The organism is Roseateles saccharophilus (assembly GCF_031458095.1).
Lineage (GTDB): Bacteria > Pseudomonadota > Gammaproteobacteria > Burkholderiales > Burkholderiaceae_C > Pelomonas > Pelomonas saccharophila_A.
Genome location: NZ_JAVDXU010000001.1, coordinates 2,574,752 through 2,590,948 on the forward strand (window position 1 = coordinate 2,574,752; position 16,197 = coordinate 2,590,948).

At 70.2% G+C, this 16,197-nt stretch carries 13 protein-coding genes; 6 read left to right on the forward strand and 7 right to left on the reverse strand.

The window, feature by feature from the left end; genetic code table 11:
* The first annotated feature begins 22 nt into the window (after positions 1-22).
* From J2X20_RS11765 to J2X20_RS11775, 3 genes are all read left to right on the forward strand, one after another.
* Positions 23-532, forward strand: a complete 510-nt coding sequence (locus J2X20_RS11765) for a GAF domain-containing protein (protein WP_310264713.1) — start codon at positions 23-25, stop codon at positions 530-532.
* Complete coding sequence (locus tag J2X20_RS11770; RefSeq protein ID WP_310264716.1) at positions 529-936, forward strand: response regulator; 408 nt, start codon at positions 529-531, stop codon at positions 934-936. Before J2X20_RS11765 ends, J2X20_RS11770 begins: the two co-directional genes overlap by 4 nt.
* 231 nt (positions 937-1,167) lie before the next feature.
* Positions 1,168-1,722, forward strand: a complete 555-nt coding sequence (locus tag J2X20_RS11775; RefSeq protein ID WP_310264720.1) for a hypothetical protein — start codon at positions 1,168-1,170, stop codon at positions 1,720-1,722.
* Here the strand turns inward: J2X20_RS11775 and J2X20_RS11780 are convergent.
* From J2X20_RS11780 to J2X20_RS11805, 6 genes are all read right to left on the reverse strand, one after another.
* A complete protein-coding gene (locus tag J2X20_RS11780) occupies positions 1,706-2,986 on the reverse strand; it encodes an MFS transporter (RefSeq protein WP_310264722.1) in 1,281 nt (426 codons plus the stop codon). The two genes, J2X20_RS11775 and J2X20_RS11780, sit on opposite strands and share 17 nt — an antisense overlap.
* Entirely contained in the window at positions 2,983-6,228 is a 3,246-nt protein-coding gene (locus J2X20_RS11785; RefSeq protein WP_310264724.1) for a S41 family peptidase, read from the reverse strand. The genes J2X20_RS11780 and J2X20_RS11785 overlap by 4 nt, the downstream gene beginning before the upstream one ends.
* A 161-nt stretch (positions 6,229-6,389) precedes the next feature.
* Positions 6,390-7,187, reverse strand: a complete 798-nt coding sequence (locus J2X20_RS11790) for a carbon-nitrogen hydrolase family protein (RefSeq protein WP_310264726.1) — start codon at positions 7,185-7,187, stop codon at positions 6,390-6,392.
* A complete protein-coding gene (locus tag J2X20_RS11795) occupies positions 7,184-8,260 on the reverse strand; it encodes an aminotransferase class V-fold PLP-dependent enzyme (protein ID WP_310265158.1) in 1,077 nt (358 codons plus the stop codon). Before J2X20_RS11795 ends, J2X20_RS11790 begins: the two co-directional genes overlap by 4 nt.
* The gene (locus tag J2X20_RS11800) at positions 8,260-8,703 is read right to left on the reverse strand and encodes a RidA family protein (RefSeq protein ID WP_310264729.1); all 444 of its coding nucleotides are present in this window, start codon (positions 8,701-8,703) and stop codon (positions 8,260-8,262) included. The genes J2X20_RS11795 and J2X20_RS11800 overlap by 1 nt, the downstream gene beginning before the upstream one ends.
* Complete coding sequence (locus J2X20_RS11805) at positions 8,700-9,650, reverse strand: quinone oxidoreductase family protein (protein ID WP_310264732.1); 951 nt, start codon at positions 9,648-9,650, stop codon at positions 8,700-8,702. Before J2X20_RS11805 ends, J2X20_RS11800 begins: the two co-directional genes overlap by 4 nt.
* A gap of 100 nt (positions 9,651-9,750) precedes the next feature.
* Between J2X20_RS11805 and J2X20_RS11810 the strand changes: the two genes are divergently transcribed.
* Genes J2X20_RS11810 through J2X20_RS11820 form a run of 3 tightly spaced genes read left to right on the forward strand, consistent with a single transcriptional unit; the run spans position 9,751 to position 12,140 of the window.
* On the forward strand, positions 9,751-10,641 hold the full coding sequence (locus J2X20_RS11810; protein ID WP_310264736.1) for a LysR family transcriptional regulator: 891 nt from the start codon (positions 9,751-9,753) through the stop codon (positions 10,639-10,641).
* 10 nt (positions 10,642-10,651) lie between these two features.
* Entirely contained in the window at positions 10,652-11,245 is a 594-nt protein-coding gene (locus J2X20_RS11815; protein ID WP_310264737.1) for an alpha-ketoglutarate-dependent dioxygenase AlkB, read from the forward strand.
* Between the two features lie 34 nt (positions 11,246-11,279).
* Positions 11,280-12,140 (forward strand): transporter substrate-binding domain-containing protein, encoded by an 861-nt coding sequence (locus J2X20_RS11820; RefSeq protein ID WP_310264740.1) that lies wholly within the window; start codon positions 11,280-11,282, stop codon positions 12,138-12,140.
* Here the strand turns inward: J2X20_RS11820 and J2X20_RS11825 are convergent.
* On the reverse strand, positions 12,137-16,180 hold the full coding sequence (locus J2X20_RS11825; protein ID WP_310264743.1) for a YhdP family protein: 4,044 nt from the start codon (positions 16,178-16,180) through the stop codon (positions 12,137-12,139). The genes J2X20_RS11820 and J2X20_RS11825 overlap by 4 nt on opposite strands.
* Positions 16,181-16,197: the final 17 nt, after the last annotated feature.

The window sequence follows — 16,197 nt, forward strand, 5'->3', positions numbered from 1 at the left end:
GGGCGCCTAGACTGGCCCTGCCATGCTGCCCGCTCCCATCCCCGCCAACGACGCCGAGCGTCTGCGTGTGCTGCGCGAGCTGCTCGTCCTGGACACGCCACCCGAGGAGCGCTTCGACCGCATCGTCAGCTTCGCCGCCGAAGAGTTCGACATGCCGATCGCGCTGATCAGCCTCATCGACGAGCGGCGCCAGTGGTTCAAGGCCCGCGTCGGCCTGGATGCTTGCGAGACCTCGCGCGAGATCTCCTTCTGCGGCCACGCCATCCTGCAGAGCGAGCTCTTCGAGGTGCTGGACGCGGCGCTGGATCCGCGCTTCGCCGACAACCCCCTGGTCACCGGCGCGCCCTTCATCCGCTTCTACATCGGCGCACCCCTGGCCCTGCCCGGCGGCGCCATCATCGGCACCCTCTGCCTCATCGACACCAAGCCGCGCCACTTCGACATGCTGGACCGCGCCATCCTCGGCACCCTGCGCGATCTCGTCGTCGCCGAGCTGATCGGTGACGACGAGAAGAAGGAAGGCCAGGCATGAGCACCGTCACGCCCAGAGGACGGCTGCTGCTGGTCGAGCCCCAGTTCGTGCTGCGCCGCACCGTGTCGACGATGGCGCGCGAGATGGGCCTGGCCGACGTGCAGGAAGCCACCAGCCCGGCTCTGGCCGAGAAGCTGCTGCTCGAGCGCCGCTACGACGCGCTGCTGATCGCCATCGACGAGGAGGGCGAGGCGCTGGAATTGCTGCGCCGCCTGCGTGCCGGCGAGGCCTCGCACCCGACCGATATGCCCGTGGCGGCCACGGCCATGGCCTGCGACGTCGAGCTGGCGCTGCGCCTGAAGCAGCTCGACGTCCGCCGCCTGCTGCTCAAGCCCTTCAAGGTGCGCGGCATGCTCGAGGCCATTTCCGCCCTGGGTGCGCCGGAGCCGCTGGCCCAGCATTGAACCTGAAGCCCCTCGTTCAAGGATTACCTTGGCCGATCCCCCGAGGGGATGGCGATGCTTGCGGCCTCGAGCCGCAAGCACATCGCCCAAGGCGGGCCGGCTAGGGAGCGGCCCGGCGCTCGGCCCGCAATACGAGACACCACGGCCGCGAAGCGCGTATCAGAAAAGAACGACCAGGGTGCCGCTTATGGCTTCATCGGTCGCGCCGCTTCGGCCTAGCATGGGCCACCCATGTCACGCCCTGCCCTGCTTCCTGCTGCCTTGCTGGCCCTGCTGCTGGCCGGCTGCGGCACGCCCAGCCAACCTCTGCCCATGACCGTCACGGCGGCCGATGCGCTGCAGATCCGCAGCTGGGTGCCGGACGCCTTGAAGGGCCAGGTCGGCGTCGCCACCGTCACGGGCGGCATGGAGACCGGCCGCTGGTGGGGCTCCAAGGTCAGCGCCATGGCCTTGCAGCAGGCCCTGGAGGAATCCCTGTTCGCGGTCGGCATGAAGCCGCTGTCGCCGGAGCCCGCGCCGCGCTTCGAGCTGCGGGCCGAACTGGAAGCCCTCGACCAACCCATGGTGCCCGCCCTGGGCGTCACCGTCGGCACGGCCGTGCGCTACACCCTGGTCGACAAGGCCAGCGGCAAGACGGTCTATCAACGTCGCATCGCCAACGCCGACGAAGCCCGCTTCAGCGAAGCCATCATCTCGCCCAACGAGAGGCTGCGCATCGCCAACGAGCGCGCGCTGCGGGCCAATATCGATTTGCTGCTGCGGGATCTGGTCACGCTGCGCCCTTGAGCTCGTGCCGGCGCTGGCCGGCCGCCCACCACAGCAGCAGCGCAAAGACGCAGCCCGCCACGCTGGTCAGCCCGAAGAACCACATCATGTCGCTGTAGCCCGCCGGATTGGTGGCGCTGGCGCCGGCGCGGTCGTTGAGCCAGCCGGCGACGAGGTTGGCGCCACTGATGCCGGCGTTCTGCACCACCCACATCAGGCCGATGGCCGTGCCGAAGCGGTTGGGCGCGACCAGGCGGCTGGTCAGCGGCCACATGACGGCCGGCACCAGCGAATAGCTGACGCCGATCAGGGCCGTCGGCACCCACAGGCTCCAGTGCGTCAGCGCCAGCACGGCCAGGGCCACCGGCAGCAGGAAGGCGCCGAAGGCCAGGAAGGGCGCATAGCGGCCCAGGCGGTCGCACATCCAGCCGAAGGCCGGCGTGGCGAAGATGGCCGCCAGGAAGACATAGCTGTTCATCTCCCCGGCCGCGGCCAGGTCCAGCCCATGGGCATGCTGGAAATACTTGATCGAGAAGGTGCTGCGAAAGGCCAGGATGACCGAATACCAGAGCACGCACAGGGCCAGCAGATACCAGTAGGCCTTGCCGAAGTGCAGCAGGTCGCGCCAGGCGAATTTCTCGGCCGACGTGTTGCCGGTGGGCAGCAGGCCGGCGCGGCGCGGGCCGCGGTCCACCCACCAGTAGGCCAGGGCCGCGACGAAGGACGAGAAGGCAATGGCCGCGGCGATGACCAAGGGCGGCTGCCAGCCCTGGGCATAGGCGCCGGCAAACCAGGTCGGCGACATGTCCGCGCCATACGAACCCATGCGGCCGATGGCCAGTTCGGCGCCCATGGCCAGCGCCAGGCTGCGGCCGCCGAAGTAGTCGGCCACGGCGGCCAGCGTCGCGATGTTGAAGGTCTCGGCGCCGATGCCGAACAGCAGCCGGCCGGCGGCCATGCCGGTGAAGCCGGGGCTGAAGGCCGTCAGCGCCGCGCCCAGGGCGCAGATGCCCGCCGTGACCAGCGTCATGCGGGCCGCGCCGAAGCGGTCCACCAGCACGCCGCCCACGAGGATGAGGACGACGTTGGGCAGGCTGTAGATGGCATTGAGCAGCGCCACCTGGGTGTCGCTGAAGCCGCGCTGCTGCTGCAGCAGGTCGGCCACCGGGCCGATGGAGTCGTAGACGTAGAAGTTGCCGAACAGCGAGATCGCCACCAGCACGCCCACGATCCAGGCCACGGTGCGGCCCGGCTGGGCGACGAGCATGCCGGCAGCGGTGCTCACTTGCCCAAGAGCGACTTCACGGCCGCCTCCAGCTGCTGGTCTTCGCCGGCGTCGAGCTTGGCCTTGTCATGCGGCACGACAACGTCCGGCGTGACCAGGGCGCGCTCCATGAAGTCGCCGTTCTGGGCCCGGAAGCCCACCTGCGGGATGCCGAAGACGGTGGCGCCGTCCTGCATGGTTTCCCACCACACGGCCGTGCCGGTGCCGGCCACTGGCATGCCGATGAGTTTGCCGATGCCCAGATGCTTGTAGGTCCACGGGAAGAGATGGGCGTCGGAGTAGTTGCTCTCGCTGATCAGCACGGCCGACGGCTTGACCCATTTGCCGCCCGGCTCCCAGCCCAGGCTCTGGCCGCGCGGCAGGAACTCCAGGTACTTCTTGCCCGACAGCAGCGTGGCCAGTTCGTCGTGCAGATTGCCACCGCCATTGAAGCGGGTGTCGACGATGAGGGCTTCCTTGCCGCTGGCGCGGCCCAGGGCCTCGGAATAGGTCTGGCGATAGCTGCCGTCATCCATGCCGCGCACATGCACATAGCCCAGGCGGCCGCCCGACAGCTTGTCCACCAACGCGCGCTCCTTGCGCACCCAGCGCTTGTAGAGCAGCTCGCGCTCGGCGCCCTGGCTGATGGCCTTGGCCGTCTGCTCGAAGTGCTTGCCCGTGGCCGGGTCCAGCACCTCCAGCACGACCTGCTTGCCGGCTTTGAGGTTGAGCAGGGAGTCGAACTCGGCACCGGCCGCAATCGCTTCTCCGTCGATGGATTCGATGATCATGCCGGCCTTGAGCCTGGCGGCCGCCGTGTCCAGCGGGCCGCCCTCGATGACCTCGCCCACCTTGACGCCGGCGCCCTTGTGGGCCGGGTCGTAGAACAGGCCCAGGGCCGCCGTTGCGTCACCGCGCGACGTGGGGCGGTAGCTGCTACCGGTGTGGGAGACATTGAGCTCGCCCAGCATTTCGCTGAGCAACTCGGCGAAGTCGGCGCCGTCGGCCACGAAGGGCAGCTGGCGCTCGTAGACCTTGCGGTAGCCGGCCCAGTCGACGCCGCCCATGTCGCTGACATAGAGCTTCTCGTAGGTCTGGCGCCAGACATGGTCGAACATCTGGGCCCGCTCGGCGAGATGATCGATGCGCAGCTCGGCCGTGAACTTGACGCCTTCGGTCTTGACGTCGCCCTTGCCGTCGTCACCGGGCACCTTGAACTTCTGCACCTTGCCGCCGGTCATGACGAAGCCGTTGGCCCCCTTGGCATCCAGCACCAGGCTGACGGCCTCGATGCGGCCGCCGGGCAGGGAGGCGACGCGCTTGCCTTCCTTCTCGCGCAGGCGCACCTGCCACAGCTCATGGCCTTCCTCGGCCTTGACGACGTAGAACAGCTGCTCGCCGTCCGGCGTCATCGCATAGTCCTTGATGTCGCCCGACACCGTGGTCACGCGCGCCGTGCGGTTCTCGAGGCCTTCCTGCTCGATGACGACGGGCTTGGGCGGCTCGGGCTTCTTGTCTGCGTCCTTCTTGTCGGCTTCCTTCTTCTCGTCCTTCTTGCCGGCGTCCTTCTTGTCGTCGTCCTTCTTGTCCTTCTTCTCGTCCTCCTCGCGCTTCTTCAGCTGGGCGTATTCGGCCTTGTCGAGCTGGTAGCGGTCATAGGCGGCACGGGTCAGGAACATCGCGTAGACGTCGGCGTCGGTACGCGCGCCGCCGCCATTGCCGTGCAGGCCGTGCCGGTCCGAGGCCCAGATCAGCATCTGGCCCTGGCGCGCGAACATGGGCCGCACGTCCTCGTAGCCGCTGTGCGTCAGGTTGACAAGCCTGCCGCTGCCGTCGGCCGGCACCACGCCGACTTCCTGGCCCCAACGGTTGCGGTCGACGAACTGCACCGCCAGGCTCTTGCCATCGGGCGCCCAGTCGAACCACTGGTCGCCGTCTTCATAGGAGTAGTTGAAGTCGCTGGACAGCACCTGGTGGGTCTTGCCGCTGGCAATGTCCAGCACATGCAAGGCCGCGCGGTCCTGCAGATAGGCCACCTGCTTGCCGTCCGGCGAATAGCGCGGCTGGAAGTTCTGATGGGCGTCCTGCAGCAGCACCTTGGTGGTCACGCGCGGCGCATTGAAGAAGCTGGGCACGGCCTTCTTGTCACCGGCAATCGCCGCTTCGCACAGGCTCCACTGGCCGTTGACCTCGCAGGCATAGAGCAGCCTGCGGCCGTCGGGGCTGAAGCTGACCGAGCGCTTCTGGCCTGGGCCCTCGGTGATGCGGCGGGTGTTGCCGAACTCGGCCGACGCGACGAAGACCTGGCCACGCACAATGACGGCCACCTCGCTGCCGTCGGGGCTGGCGGCCATGTCCGTCGCGCCCTCGGAGAGCTTGAGGTTCTCGACGCGCGGCTGCATGGCATCGGCCGCGACGGCGACGCCGACCTTCCGTGGCGCGGCCTCGTCGCCGGCCAGGGTGTAGAGCTCGCCATCAAAGCCGAAGGACAGCGTGCCGTCGCCCGCGACGCTGAGGAAGCGCACCGGGTTCTTCGTGAAGTTCGTGATCTGGCGTGCCGCGGCGGGGTTGTCCAGCGGCATCTTCCAGACGTTGAGGGAGCCGCTCTTCTCGCTGAGGTAGTAGATCGACTTCTCATCAGCCGACCAGACCGGGTTGCGGTTCTCGCCGCCGCTGCTGGTCAGCTTCTTGTGCTGGCCGGTCTTGGCGTCCCACAACCAGATGTCGCGCGCCACCGGCGAGATGTGGTGCTTGCGGAAGGCGTTCTCATAACCCTTCCAGTCCTCGTACACCAGCTGCGTGCCGGCCTTGTTGTAGCGGCCCGCCATGGCCGGCTCGCTGAAGATCTGCTCGGGGCGGCGGCCACCGTCGATGCCGACCTGGTAGAGCTCGCCCAGGGCCGGCGACGGGAAGGCCATGCTGGTGCGGGCATCCTGGCGCGTGGCCGAGAACAGCACCGCCTTGCCGTCCGGCGTGAAGGCGATGGGCGTCTCGGGCGCGGAATGCGCCGTCAAGCGCCGCGACGGCCCGCCTTCGGCGGCCACCACGAAGACGTCGTTGTTGCCGTAAAGGTCGGCCGCAAAGGCCAGCAGCTTGCCGTCGGGCGACCAGATGGGGGCCGTCACATGGTTGCCATTGGCGACCAGCAGCCGCGCCGTGCCGCCGGAGGCCGGCACCACATAGAGATTGCCCTGGAAGGTGAAGGCGATCTGCCGGCCGTCCGGCGAGATGCTGGACTGGCGCAGCCACAGCGGGTTGCTCACGGGGCCAAGGGGGGCGCTCGGCGCGGCAAGGGCTGAAAGGGCGGTCGACAGCGCCAGAACGGCGCCCGCGATTTGGAAACGCATGGCAGGGCGGGGATGGAGACTGAAGCGGGCCAGTCTAGAAGGCTGGCTTCGCCGAGCGGAAAGTCACCGCCCCAGGATTACCCCAGCTTGCGATGCGCCAGGGCCGGCAACTGCTGGCGCACCTGGGTGAGCCGGGCCGGGTCGACGTCCGCCACGACGACGCCCTCGCCTTCGGCCAGCACGCTGAGCACCTGCCCCCAGGGGTCGATGATCATGCTGTGGCCCCAGGTGCGGCGGCCGTTCTCGTGCTGTCCGCCCTGGGCAGGCGCCACCACATAGCACTGGTTCTCGACCGCACGGGCACGCAGCAGCAGCTCCCAGTGGGCCTGGCCGGTCGTGTAGGTGAAGGCGGCCGGCACGGCCAGCAGGTCGCAGCCGGCGTAGCCGCGGTAGAGCTCGGGGAAGCGCAGGTCGTAGCAGACCGACAGGCCGACCTGGATATCGCCGGCCTGGAAGCGGGTCGGCTCGCAGCCAGGTTCGAGCACGCGGCCCTCGTCATAGGACTCGCGGCCGTTGTCGAAGGCGAACAAGTGGATCTTGTCGTAGCGCGCGACACGCTCGCCGTCGGGCGAGAACACCAGCGTCGTGTTGCGCACGCGCTCGGCCGTCGTCGACTTGATGGGCAGCGTGCCGCCAATGATCCACAGGCCCAGGTCGCGCGCGGCGCTGGCCAGCATGGCCTGGATGGGGCCTTCGCCATCCACCTCGGCCAGGGCCAGCTTGTCGCTGTCGTGCATGCCCATCAGGCAGAAGTACTCCGGCAGGGCCGCCAGCTGAGCGCCGCGCTTGGCAGCGTCCTCCAGCAGATGCCGTGCGGTGGCGAGATTGGCGGCCACATCGGGGCCGGAGACCATCTGGACTGCTGCGATCTTCATAGCGCCGATGCTAGCCGTTCGATGTCCGCTTCATTGTTAAGCCAGGAAAAGGACGCCCGGACGATGCCCTCGAGGCCGCGGTACTGCATGTCCAGCGGGGTGTAGGGCACCCCGTTGGCGCCAACGTGGATGCCCCGTTGGGCCAATCGGGCCCGCGTTGCCGGCGCCGCTTCGCCTTCGACGCTGAAGCTGACCAGGCCGGAGCGCGGGCCATCGCCGAGGTCGTGCAGGCGCACATGAGGCAGCTCGGCGAGGCGTTCGCGCAGCTGGACGGCCAGTGTCTGCACATGCGCGGCGATGTTGCCTATGCCGATCTCCAGCGCTTCCGCAATCGCCACCTGCAAGGCCAGTCGCAGCGCCACCGGCTGCTCGGCCGTCTCGAAGCGGGCGCCCGAAACGTCCACCCAGGGCGGCTCCAACCGATCCTGGAAGCCCTTGCGCACATACAGCAGGGCCGTGCCGCGCGGCCCGCGCAGATGCTTGCGGCCGGCGCCCTTCAGCACGTCGCAGCCAAGGGCCTGCACATCGACCGGCAGCTGCCCCAGGGCCTGGCCGGCGTCGATCAGATAGGGCACGCCGGCCGCACGCGCCACGCGGCCCAGGCCCGCGGCGTCGTTGATGAGACCGCCATTGGCGGGCAGCCAGGTCAGCGAGATCAGACGCACCTTCTCGTCGATCATCTTTGCCGCGGCTTCGACATCGACGCTGCCGTCGGCGCGGCAGGGCAGCACCTCCACCTGGGCGCCGCTGCGCCGATAGGTGGCGAGATTGCCGCCCCATTCCTGGCGACCGACGAGGATGCGGTCGCCGGCGCGCAGCGGCGTCGCATGCACGAAAGCCGCCCAGGCCGCGCCAAAGGCCGCCGAGCCGCTGCCGTGGAAGGCGATTTCGTCGGTACCGGCGTTCAGCAGCCGGGCGGCATCCTCGCGCAGGCGCTGCAAGCGGGGCGCGACCGCCTCGCCCGCCTCCATCGGCCCCAGGCGCGACTCCAGCGCCAGATGGTCCTGCAGGGCCGCCAGCGCCGCGGCCGACAGCGGCGAGGCGCCGGCATGGTTGAGCAGCAGGGGTTGCATCACGACACCAGCTCCACCAGGGCTTCGACCTCCACCGCTGCGCCCGCCGGCAGGCTGGCCACGCCGATGGCGGCCCTGGCATGCCGGCCGATTTCTCCCAGCGCAGCGACGACGAGATTGGACGCACCGTCGGCGACTGCGCTGTGCTCGGTGAAGCCCGGCGCCGCGGCGACGAAGATGCCCAGGCGCAGCACCTGCCGCACGCGACCAAGGTCGCCGCCGATGGCGGCATCCAGCACGGCCAGCAGCTTCAAGGCAGCCACCTCGGCCTCGGCGCGCCCGGCCTGCGCATCGAGTGCGCCCACGCCCGGCGTGCCGATCTGACCGGCAATGACCAGCAGGCCCTTGCCCTCGCGATGGTGGAAGTAGTTGGCAGCCGGAACGCCCACTTCGGGCAGGGTGTGGCCGAGGCTGGCCAGGCGGTCTTTCAAGGTGGTGGTCATGGCTTGAGGAGGAGCTTGCCCTGGGTCGCACGCGACGCCAGCAGTTCATGGGCACCGGCCACGTCGGCCAGCGGAAATTCGGCGTGGATGCGCAGCTGCACGGCGCCGCTCAGCACGGCCTCGAACACCGTGGCTGCCCGCTCGCGGCGCTTGGCCGCATCGGGCAGGAAATGGGGCAGCACGGGCCGCGTCAGCGTCAGGCTCTTCTTCTGCAGCGCCAGCACATCGACGGGCTCCGGCTGGCCGCTGGCCGCGCCGAACAGGACCAGATGGCCGCCGACGCGCAGCGCATCCAGGCTGCCGGCAAAGGTCGAACGGCCGACCGAATCGAAGACGACGGCGACACCGCGGGCGGCCGACACCCAGTCGCTGCTCGTGAGCAGCGGCACCGCGCCGACGCTGCGCAGCCACTCGGCCTTGGCCGCGCTGGACACCGTGCCGAAGACCGGGTGGCCGCGCGCGATCAGCCACTGCACCAACCAGCCGCCGACACCACCGGCCGCGGCATGCACCAGCACCGCCTCGCCCGCCGGCAGGCGTGCGACATCGTCGAGCAGCATGGCCGCCGTCAGGCCGTGCTCCAGCGCCGCAGCGGCGTCGCGCAGCGCCAGCGCATCGGGCACGCGCACCAGATGCTCCGGCGGCACGGCCAGATGGCTGGCATAAGCACCCTGCACGCCGGTCGTGAAGGCGACGCGGTCACCAACCTGGAACTCCGCGCCGGGCGCGATGTCGACGATCTCGCCCGCGCCCTCCAGGCCCAACCGCCAGGGCAGGCTGATATTGGGGTAGCGGCCCTCGCGCTGGTAGAGGTCGACGAAGTTGATGCCGGCATATTCGAGACGCACGACAGCCTGGCCGGCTGCGGCCTGGGGCGTGGGCAGGGATTGCAGCTCCAGCATCTCGGGTCCGCCGAACTGATGGACAAGGATGGCTTGTGTGGGCATGGCTTTGGCCTCCGGCGTTAACGTCACGCCAATGTCGGCCCGCGGTGCTCACAGCACCAGCGAGGCTTTTGCACACCGGCTGTGCCGATTTCTCAACACCATGCGCGACCGCCTGCCCCCGCTGTTCTCCCTGCAAGCCTTTGAGGCCGCCGCCCGCCTGGGCAATTTCAGCCGCGCGGCCGGCGAGCTGCATCTGACGCCGGGCGCCATCAGCCGCCAGGTGCGACAGCTCGAAGACTGGTGCGGCCAGACCCTGTTCGAACGCGTCGGCAACCAGATGCGGCTGACCGTCGAAGGCCGCGAGCTGCTGGCGCGGCTGGGCGGGCCGCTGGCGGCCCTGCACGAGGCCGTCTACCCCGAGCCGGAAGAAGCGCACACGACGCTGCAGATCGCCACCCTCGGCTCGCTGGCGCGCGCCTGGCTGCTGCCGCGACTGCATGGCTTCATCGCCGCGGCGCCCACCGTGCGCCTCATCGTGCAGACCGACTACGCCCTGGTGCGCCCGCCGCCACGCGTGGCCCTGGTGGCGCTGCGCCATGGCCGGCCCGAGGATGGCGGCGAGATCCTGTTCGGCGACCGCCTGCTGGCCGTCGCCGCGCCGGCCCTGGCGAGACAGCTAGGCCGCGACGCCACGCGTTGGCCGGCCGCGCGCATGCTCAGCCATGTCACTGGCGACGCGCCGCTGTGGCTGGCCGCGGCGGGCACGACGACGGCACCCGCAGGCCCGGCCTTCAACGACGCCGCCGTCACGCTGGATGCGGCCGAGGCCGGACTCGGCGTGGCCGTCACGAGGCTGTCCCTGGCCCTGCCGAGGCTGCGCGCCGGCACGCTGGTGCAAGCCCACGAACTACTGATGCCGTCGCCGCGCGCCAACCTGCTCGTCATTCGCGAGGACGCCGCCACCCTGCCCGTCGTGAAGCGCTTCGCGACCTGGCTGCGCGAGGAGGCCAGGCAAACGAGCGCCGACTTGAAAGCCTGGGAGCCGGCCTGAATTGGTCTCGATGCAGTCCGGCCTCTTCGACGATCTCCCGCCCGCCCTGCCGCCGGGCTTGCGCTACCAGGCAGGCTGGCTGTCCGCGGCCGAGGAAGCCGCGCTGATCGCCCTCGTGAAGCAGCTGCCGCTGCGCGAGGCGAAGTACAAGAGCTACACCGCGCGTCGCCGCGTCGTCAGCTTCGGCGGCCAGTTCGACTACGACAGCAACGAGCTGCGCCCTGCAGCGCCACTGATCGAGGACCTGCATCCGCTGCGAGAACGCGTCGCCCGCTGGGCCGGCGTCGACCCGCAGGCCCTCGTGCATGTGCTCGTCGCCGAGTACGCGCCCGGCACACCGCTGGGCTGGCATCGCGACGTGCCCGACTTCGAGGATGTCTTCGGTGTGTCACTGGGCGGTGAGGCCTTGCTGCGCTTCAGACCCTATCCGCCGCAGGCGCCGAAGCGCGAGGACATCGTCAGGCTGGATGTCCAGCAGCGCTCCATCTATGCGCTGCGGGGCGAGGCGCGCTGGGGCTGGCAGCACAGCGTCGCGCCGGTGGACGCGCTGCGCTGGTCCATCACCTTCAGGACAGCGCGGCAGAAGTCACGCCCGCGGGTCTGAAGCTGCGGGGCACCGGGATGAGAATCAGGCGGTCATGCCGCCGCCCTCCCGCCTGCGTCGCCAATTGCTGGCCCTGCCCCTGGTCACCGCCCTGCCGTCGGTCCACGGCGCCGGCACGCCGCTGGTGCTGCGCCTGCCCGACCCCAATGCCTACAGCGCCCATGGCAATTTCTTCATCGAGGCCTTGAAGCTGGCCCTGAGCAAGACGGCCGACGGCGAGCCGCCGCCCACCCTGGTCCACGCGGCACCCGACCTGCCGCGCCCGCGCATGCGCCAGATGCTGCAGGACGGCCTGATGGACCTGATGTGGAGCACCACCACGCCCGAGCGCGAGGCCCAGGCCCTGCCGGTGCGCTTCAACCTGCTCAAGGGCACCAACGAGCTGCGTTTCCTGCTCGTGCGCGCGGCCGACCTTCCCGCCCTGCGCCCGCTGCGCACGCTGGAGGCGCTGCGCAAGCTGCGCGCCGGCGCGGGCACCTACTGGAGCGATGCGCAGATCCTGCGGGCCAATGGCTTCAGCGTCGAAACGGCCACCAAGTCCGAGCTGCTGTTCCGCATGCTCAAGGCCGGACGCTTCGACTTCCTCCCGCGCTCCCGCGAGGAGATCGAGGACGAGCTGGTGCACTACGCCGACCAGGGCTTCGCCGAGCTGCCGGGCGTGGCCCTGCAATACAAGCAGCCGCTGTACTTCTTCGTGGCGCGCGACAAGCCCCAGCTGGCCGAGCGGCTGGCGCGCGGCCTGGCGCTTGCGGCGGCCGATGGCAGCTTCGACGCCCTCTTCCTGGCCGAACCCGGCCTGAAGACCGCGCTGACCCAGCTGCGCGGCTATACGGGGCTGCGCTTGCAGCTGAAGGCGCTGGAGGCGGAGGCCGCGGCCTCCGCCGCTTCCCGTTAAGGCGCGCTGGCCGCGCTCGCCGCCTTGGCCGGCGGGGCCTCGACCTTCTCCACCTTGGGATCGTTCCAGGTCCCCGTGATGTGGAACTCGCGCGTGTTGGCCGCGGCCACCGGTCGGCTCAGGATGAGCTGGGCCAGGAAGGCGCCCAGGGCGATGGCGGGGTTGATGGCGGCATAAGCGAGCGACGCGCCGCCGGCCGACACCTCGGGCACGACGACGACGCGCAGCTTCTGCGTCTCGGCCGCCAGGTCGGTGCTGCCATCCACCAGCACGGCCGCCTGCAGGCCGCGGATGCGGATGTTGTCGCTCCTGGCCACGCCGGCGGCGATCTTCACGTCGCCGGTCACGCCGTCGAAGGTGAAGCCCTCGGCGAAGACGTCGCGGAAGTCCAGCAGCAGGCGGCGCGGCAGCGACTGCAGGCTGAGCACGCCGAGCAGCCGCCCCACGCCGGGCTCGGCCTTCAGGAAGGTGCCGGTGTCGAGCTGGATGTTCAGCGCACCAGCCATGCTGGCGTAGTGCGGCGCCAGCGGCGAACCGTCCCAGCTCACCTGGCCGGCCAGCACGCCCTTGCCGCCGCGCAACACCTGGCCCTGGCCGAGGCGCTCCAGCAGCTTGCCGGCGTCGGCGATGTCCAGCTTCCAGTCCAGCTGGGTGCGGCGCCGGCCGCTCGCGTCGCCGCCCCAGCGGCCCGTGGCCATCAGCGTGGACTCGGGCGACTGGATCTGCAGCTTCTCCAGCTTCCAGTCGCGCGCCGCGGCCGGGGCCTGGGCCAGCACCTCCAGGCGCCCCAGGCGCTTGCCGCGCAGCTCGAAGTCCTCGACCTCGATGTCCAGCGAGGGCAGCGGGCTGCTGTTGGCCTCGGCCTTGTCGGGGGCGATGAGTTCGCTGACCGAATCGGCCTCCTGGCGCGGCAGGGACAGCCGCGACAGCCGTGCCTGCACGGCGTCGATCTGGCTGCCCCTGATCCCCTTCAAATCGATGCGGCCAGCGATCTGCTCGGCGTCGACATTGACGCGCCAGTTGGCGCCGTCGCGCGCCACCACGGCGCTGGCGCGGCCAAGCTGGCGGCCGCCGACCTTCAGCGCCTGGCTGCGCAGGGAGATCTGGCTGGGCAGCAGGCCGACGTCGTCGGCCCCCTCGCCGCCATTGCCGCCGCCGGCCAGGCCGCCCAGGCGCTGCTGCCAGGCGTCCAGGTCCAGGGTCGCCACATTGACCTGCAGCAGCACGCCGCTGACCGGCAGCGCCGGCAGCTTGTCCTGCACGGCCAGGGCGCCGCGCAGCACCTGGGAGCTGGGGCCGGACACATCGCGCTGCAGCTGGGCCTGCAGCAGCGGTGCCGCGGAGGCGCCCACTTCGAGGCGCAGCTCGTCCCGGCCCGCCGCCGTCGGCGTCATCAACAGACGCAGCGGCAGCACCGCATCGGCCTCCTTGCGGCCGGGCGCGGGCAGGTCCAGGGCCAGACCCTGCAGATTGCTGGCGACGCTGAGCTCGCTCTGGCCGTCCTTGGGAATGGCGAGCTGGAAGCGGTAGGCCGCCTGGCCGCTGGCCGCCTGGGCCAGGCGGGCGACGGCGCCCAGCTCGGTGGCGCGGCGCAGGCCCTCGGCCGTGGCCTGGCCTTGCACGGCAAAGCGCAGGCCGCCGTCGCGCTGGCTGCCGCCCTCGATGCCGGCGTCGCCACCCAGCAGCCGGGCCGTCACGCCCACCAGTTGCAGGCCCTTGCGGTCGAAGTCGATGCGGCCGCGCACGCCGTACAGCGGCGGCAGATCGGGGCGCAGCTTGAGGTCGACGCCACCGGGCTGGAGCTGGCCCTTGAGCGTGGTCTGGGCCACGTCGTCCAGCGGGATGCCAATGCCCAGCTTGAGGGCGATGGGGCCCTGGGCCGTCGTGGTGCTCAAGGCATGGCCCAGCCATTCATCCAGCGGCGAGGCGCGCACAAAGCGCAGCAGGTCGGCGCCAGCGCCGCGGCCACTGCCGTCGAGCTGCAGCAGGCGGCCGTGATGCAGGTCCTTGATGCCGCCGTTGACGTCGCTGAGCTCATAGCCCAGCACCTTGGCGCGGCCGTCCTTGATGAACATGCCGGCGCGATCAAACACCAGCTCGGCGTCGACGTTCTCCATGGCCGGCCAGTTGCCGCCGTTGTCGCTGGGCGGCACATAGGCGAGGTTGACGCCCTGGGCCTGGGTCACGACCTTGAAGATGCCGGCGGACTTGGGCGCTTCGAAAGGGAAGTCGGCCAGTTCGCCCTTGAGCCTGACCGTGGTGTTGCGCGCCTCGCCGCCGAGGATGGCGCGCGACACATAGCTGCGCGTGTTCACCAGCCGCGCCGGGATGTAGCGGGCCACGCGCACCGCCTCCACACGCTGCAGCTTGCCGCTCAGGTCCAGGAAGCCGGGCGTGGTGGCGCCGGCGGGGCGCTTCCAGGCCACGTCGAACTCGCCACTGAAATCGGGGGCCTGCAGTTGCAGCTCGCGCAGCTTCAGCTCGACGTCGCCGGGCGTCTTGCCTGCAGCCTGGGGCAACTGCCACAGCATCTGCGTGGACAGCCGCGTGATGGGCAGCACCGGATCCTCGAACAGCCCCGGCAGCTCGACCTCGCCGTCATGCACGGCCAGCCTGGCGGAACCACCGCGCTCGCTGGCGTCCAGCTCCAGGCTGGCGCCGCGCAGGCCGGGACGGCCGATATGGCCTTCCTGCTCGCTGGGCTTGGCGGCAATCGCCAGGCCGTCGATCTGGGCCTTGACGCGGTAGCTGCGCGGCGCGTCCAGCGTGCCCTGCCATTGGCCGGTCAGGGCGGTCAGCACGCCGCGCGGCTCCAGCTCGGCCAGCAGCTTGTGGGCGCGCTCACCCAGCGGCAGGCGCTGGGCGATCTGGGCCATCAGCGCGAAGTCCAGGCGCTGGGCATTGACCTCGCCGCCCAGCACTGTTTCTTCACCATCCTTGCCCTTGCCGACCTGCAGCGTCACGCCCCAGTCCGAACGCGGCCAGGCCACGCCATCGCCACTGACAAAGCCGAGCTGGCGGGCCTGCAGGCTCAAGCGGTCCTTGGCGCGGGCCAGGTCCAGCCGGCCCTCGATATGGTCCAGGTCCAGCTCGGGGGCCGAATCCAGCAGCTTCAGGCGCACCGAGCGCAGGGCCAGGTCCAGCGTGGCGGCCACGGGACTGCCGTCCTTGATGTCGGCCCAGGCGCGTACGGCGCCGTCGCCCTCGCTGAGCTGGAAAGGCAGGTCGACATGGCGCTTGAGCTGGCTCAGGTCGGCGCGCGGCAGTTCGGCATAGGCCTGGCCGCTCCAGTGCTGGAACTCGCCCGGGCGCTTCAGCAGGCTCTGCGTGAACTGGCCGCGCAGCGAGAAGCGCCGGCCCCAGTCGGCCGGCGGTGTCGCGTCCAGGCGCAGCGAGTGGCGGCGCAGGCCGTTGCGCATGACGAAGTTCAGCTCGCTCAGCTCCAGCGGCTTGGCGTCGGCGCGCTTCTCGTCCACCCAGCGCACGCGGCCGTTGACGATGGCGAGTTCGGGCTGGCTGAACAGCCAGTCCATGCCGGCCTCGGTGGTGCCGGCATCGGTCTTCTCGGCCTCGTCCAGGCCCAGGCCGGCAATGAAGATGCGGCCCTGGACGTCACGGCGGATGATGAGTTCGGGCGTGTCAACCAGCAGCTGGGAGAAGCGCGGCTCCAACACCAACATCGATTGGGCCGACAGCACGGCCGCGACGCGGGGCAGGCGCAGGGCCGTGCGGCCGGCCGCGTCGAGCACCTGCACATCGCCCAGTTCCATGCGCGGCATCCAGCCACTGGACTCGACCGTGATGCGGCCGATGCGCAACTCCAACCCCAGAGCCTTTGAGGCTTCCTTTTCCAGCCAGGGGCGCCAGTCATTGGCGTGCGGGAGAATGGCCCAGTGCAATACAGCCCAGGCCGTCACCCCCAAAGCCCACAGCAGGGCCAGGATCAGCAACGCCCAGCGCAAGCCGTGCCAGCACAGGCGCAGAGGCCAGCGCGAGGCGCGGTTGCAGCGATGGAGGGCGGCCGAGAAGAAGTCAGACACGTTGTCTTGGGGCACGT

Excerpts from the sequence above, each read along its gene's own strand:
- J2X20_RS11800 (WP_310264729.1), bottom strand. The coding sequence starts at position 8,703 with ATGACCACCACCTTGAAAGACCGCCTGGCCAGCCTCGGCCACACCCTG.
- J2X20_RS11790 (WP_310264726.1), bottom strand. The coding sequence starts at position 7,187 with ATGAAGATCGCAGCAGTCCAGATGGTCTCCGGCCCCGATGTGGCCGCC.
- J2X20_RS11815 (WP_310264737.1), top strand. The coding sequence starts at position 10,652 with ATGCAGTCCGGCCTCTTCGACGATCTCCCGCCCGCCCTGCCGCCGGGC.
- J2X20_RS11770 (WP_310264716.1), top strand. The coding sequence starts at position 529 with ATGAGCACCGTCACGCCCAGAGGACGGCTGCTGCTGGTCGAGCCCCAG.
- J2X20_RS11775 (WP_310264720.1), top strand. The coding sequence starts at position 1,168 with ATGTCACGCCCTGCCCTGCTTCCTGCTGCCTTGCTGGCCCTGCTGCTG.
- J2X20_RS11795 (WP_310265158.1), bottom strand. The coding sequence starts at position 8,260 with ATGCAACCCCTGCTGCTCAACCATGCCGGCGCCTCGCCGCTGTCGGCC.
- J2X20_RS11805 (WP_310264732.1), bottom strand. The coding sequence starts at position 9,650 with ATGCCCACACAAGCCATCCTTGTCCATCAGTTCGGCGGACCCGAGATG.
- J2X20_RS11810 (WP_310264736.1), top strand. The coding sequence starts at position 9,751 with ATGCGCGACCGCCTGCCCCCGCTGTTCTCCCTGCAAGCCTTTGAGGCC.
- J2X20_RS11820 (WP_310264740.1), top strand. The coding sequence starts at position 11,280 with ATGCCGCCGCCCTCCCGCCTGCGTCGCCAATTGCTGGCCCTGCCCCTG.
- J2X20_RS11765 (WP_310264713.1), top strand. The coding sequence starts at position 23 with ATGCTGCCCGCTCCCATCCCCGCCAACGACGCCGAGCGTCTGCGTGTG.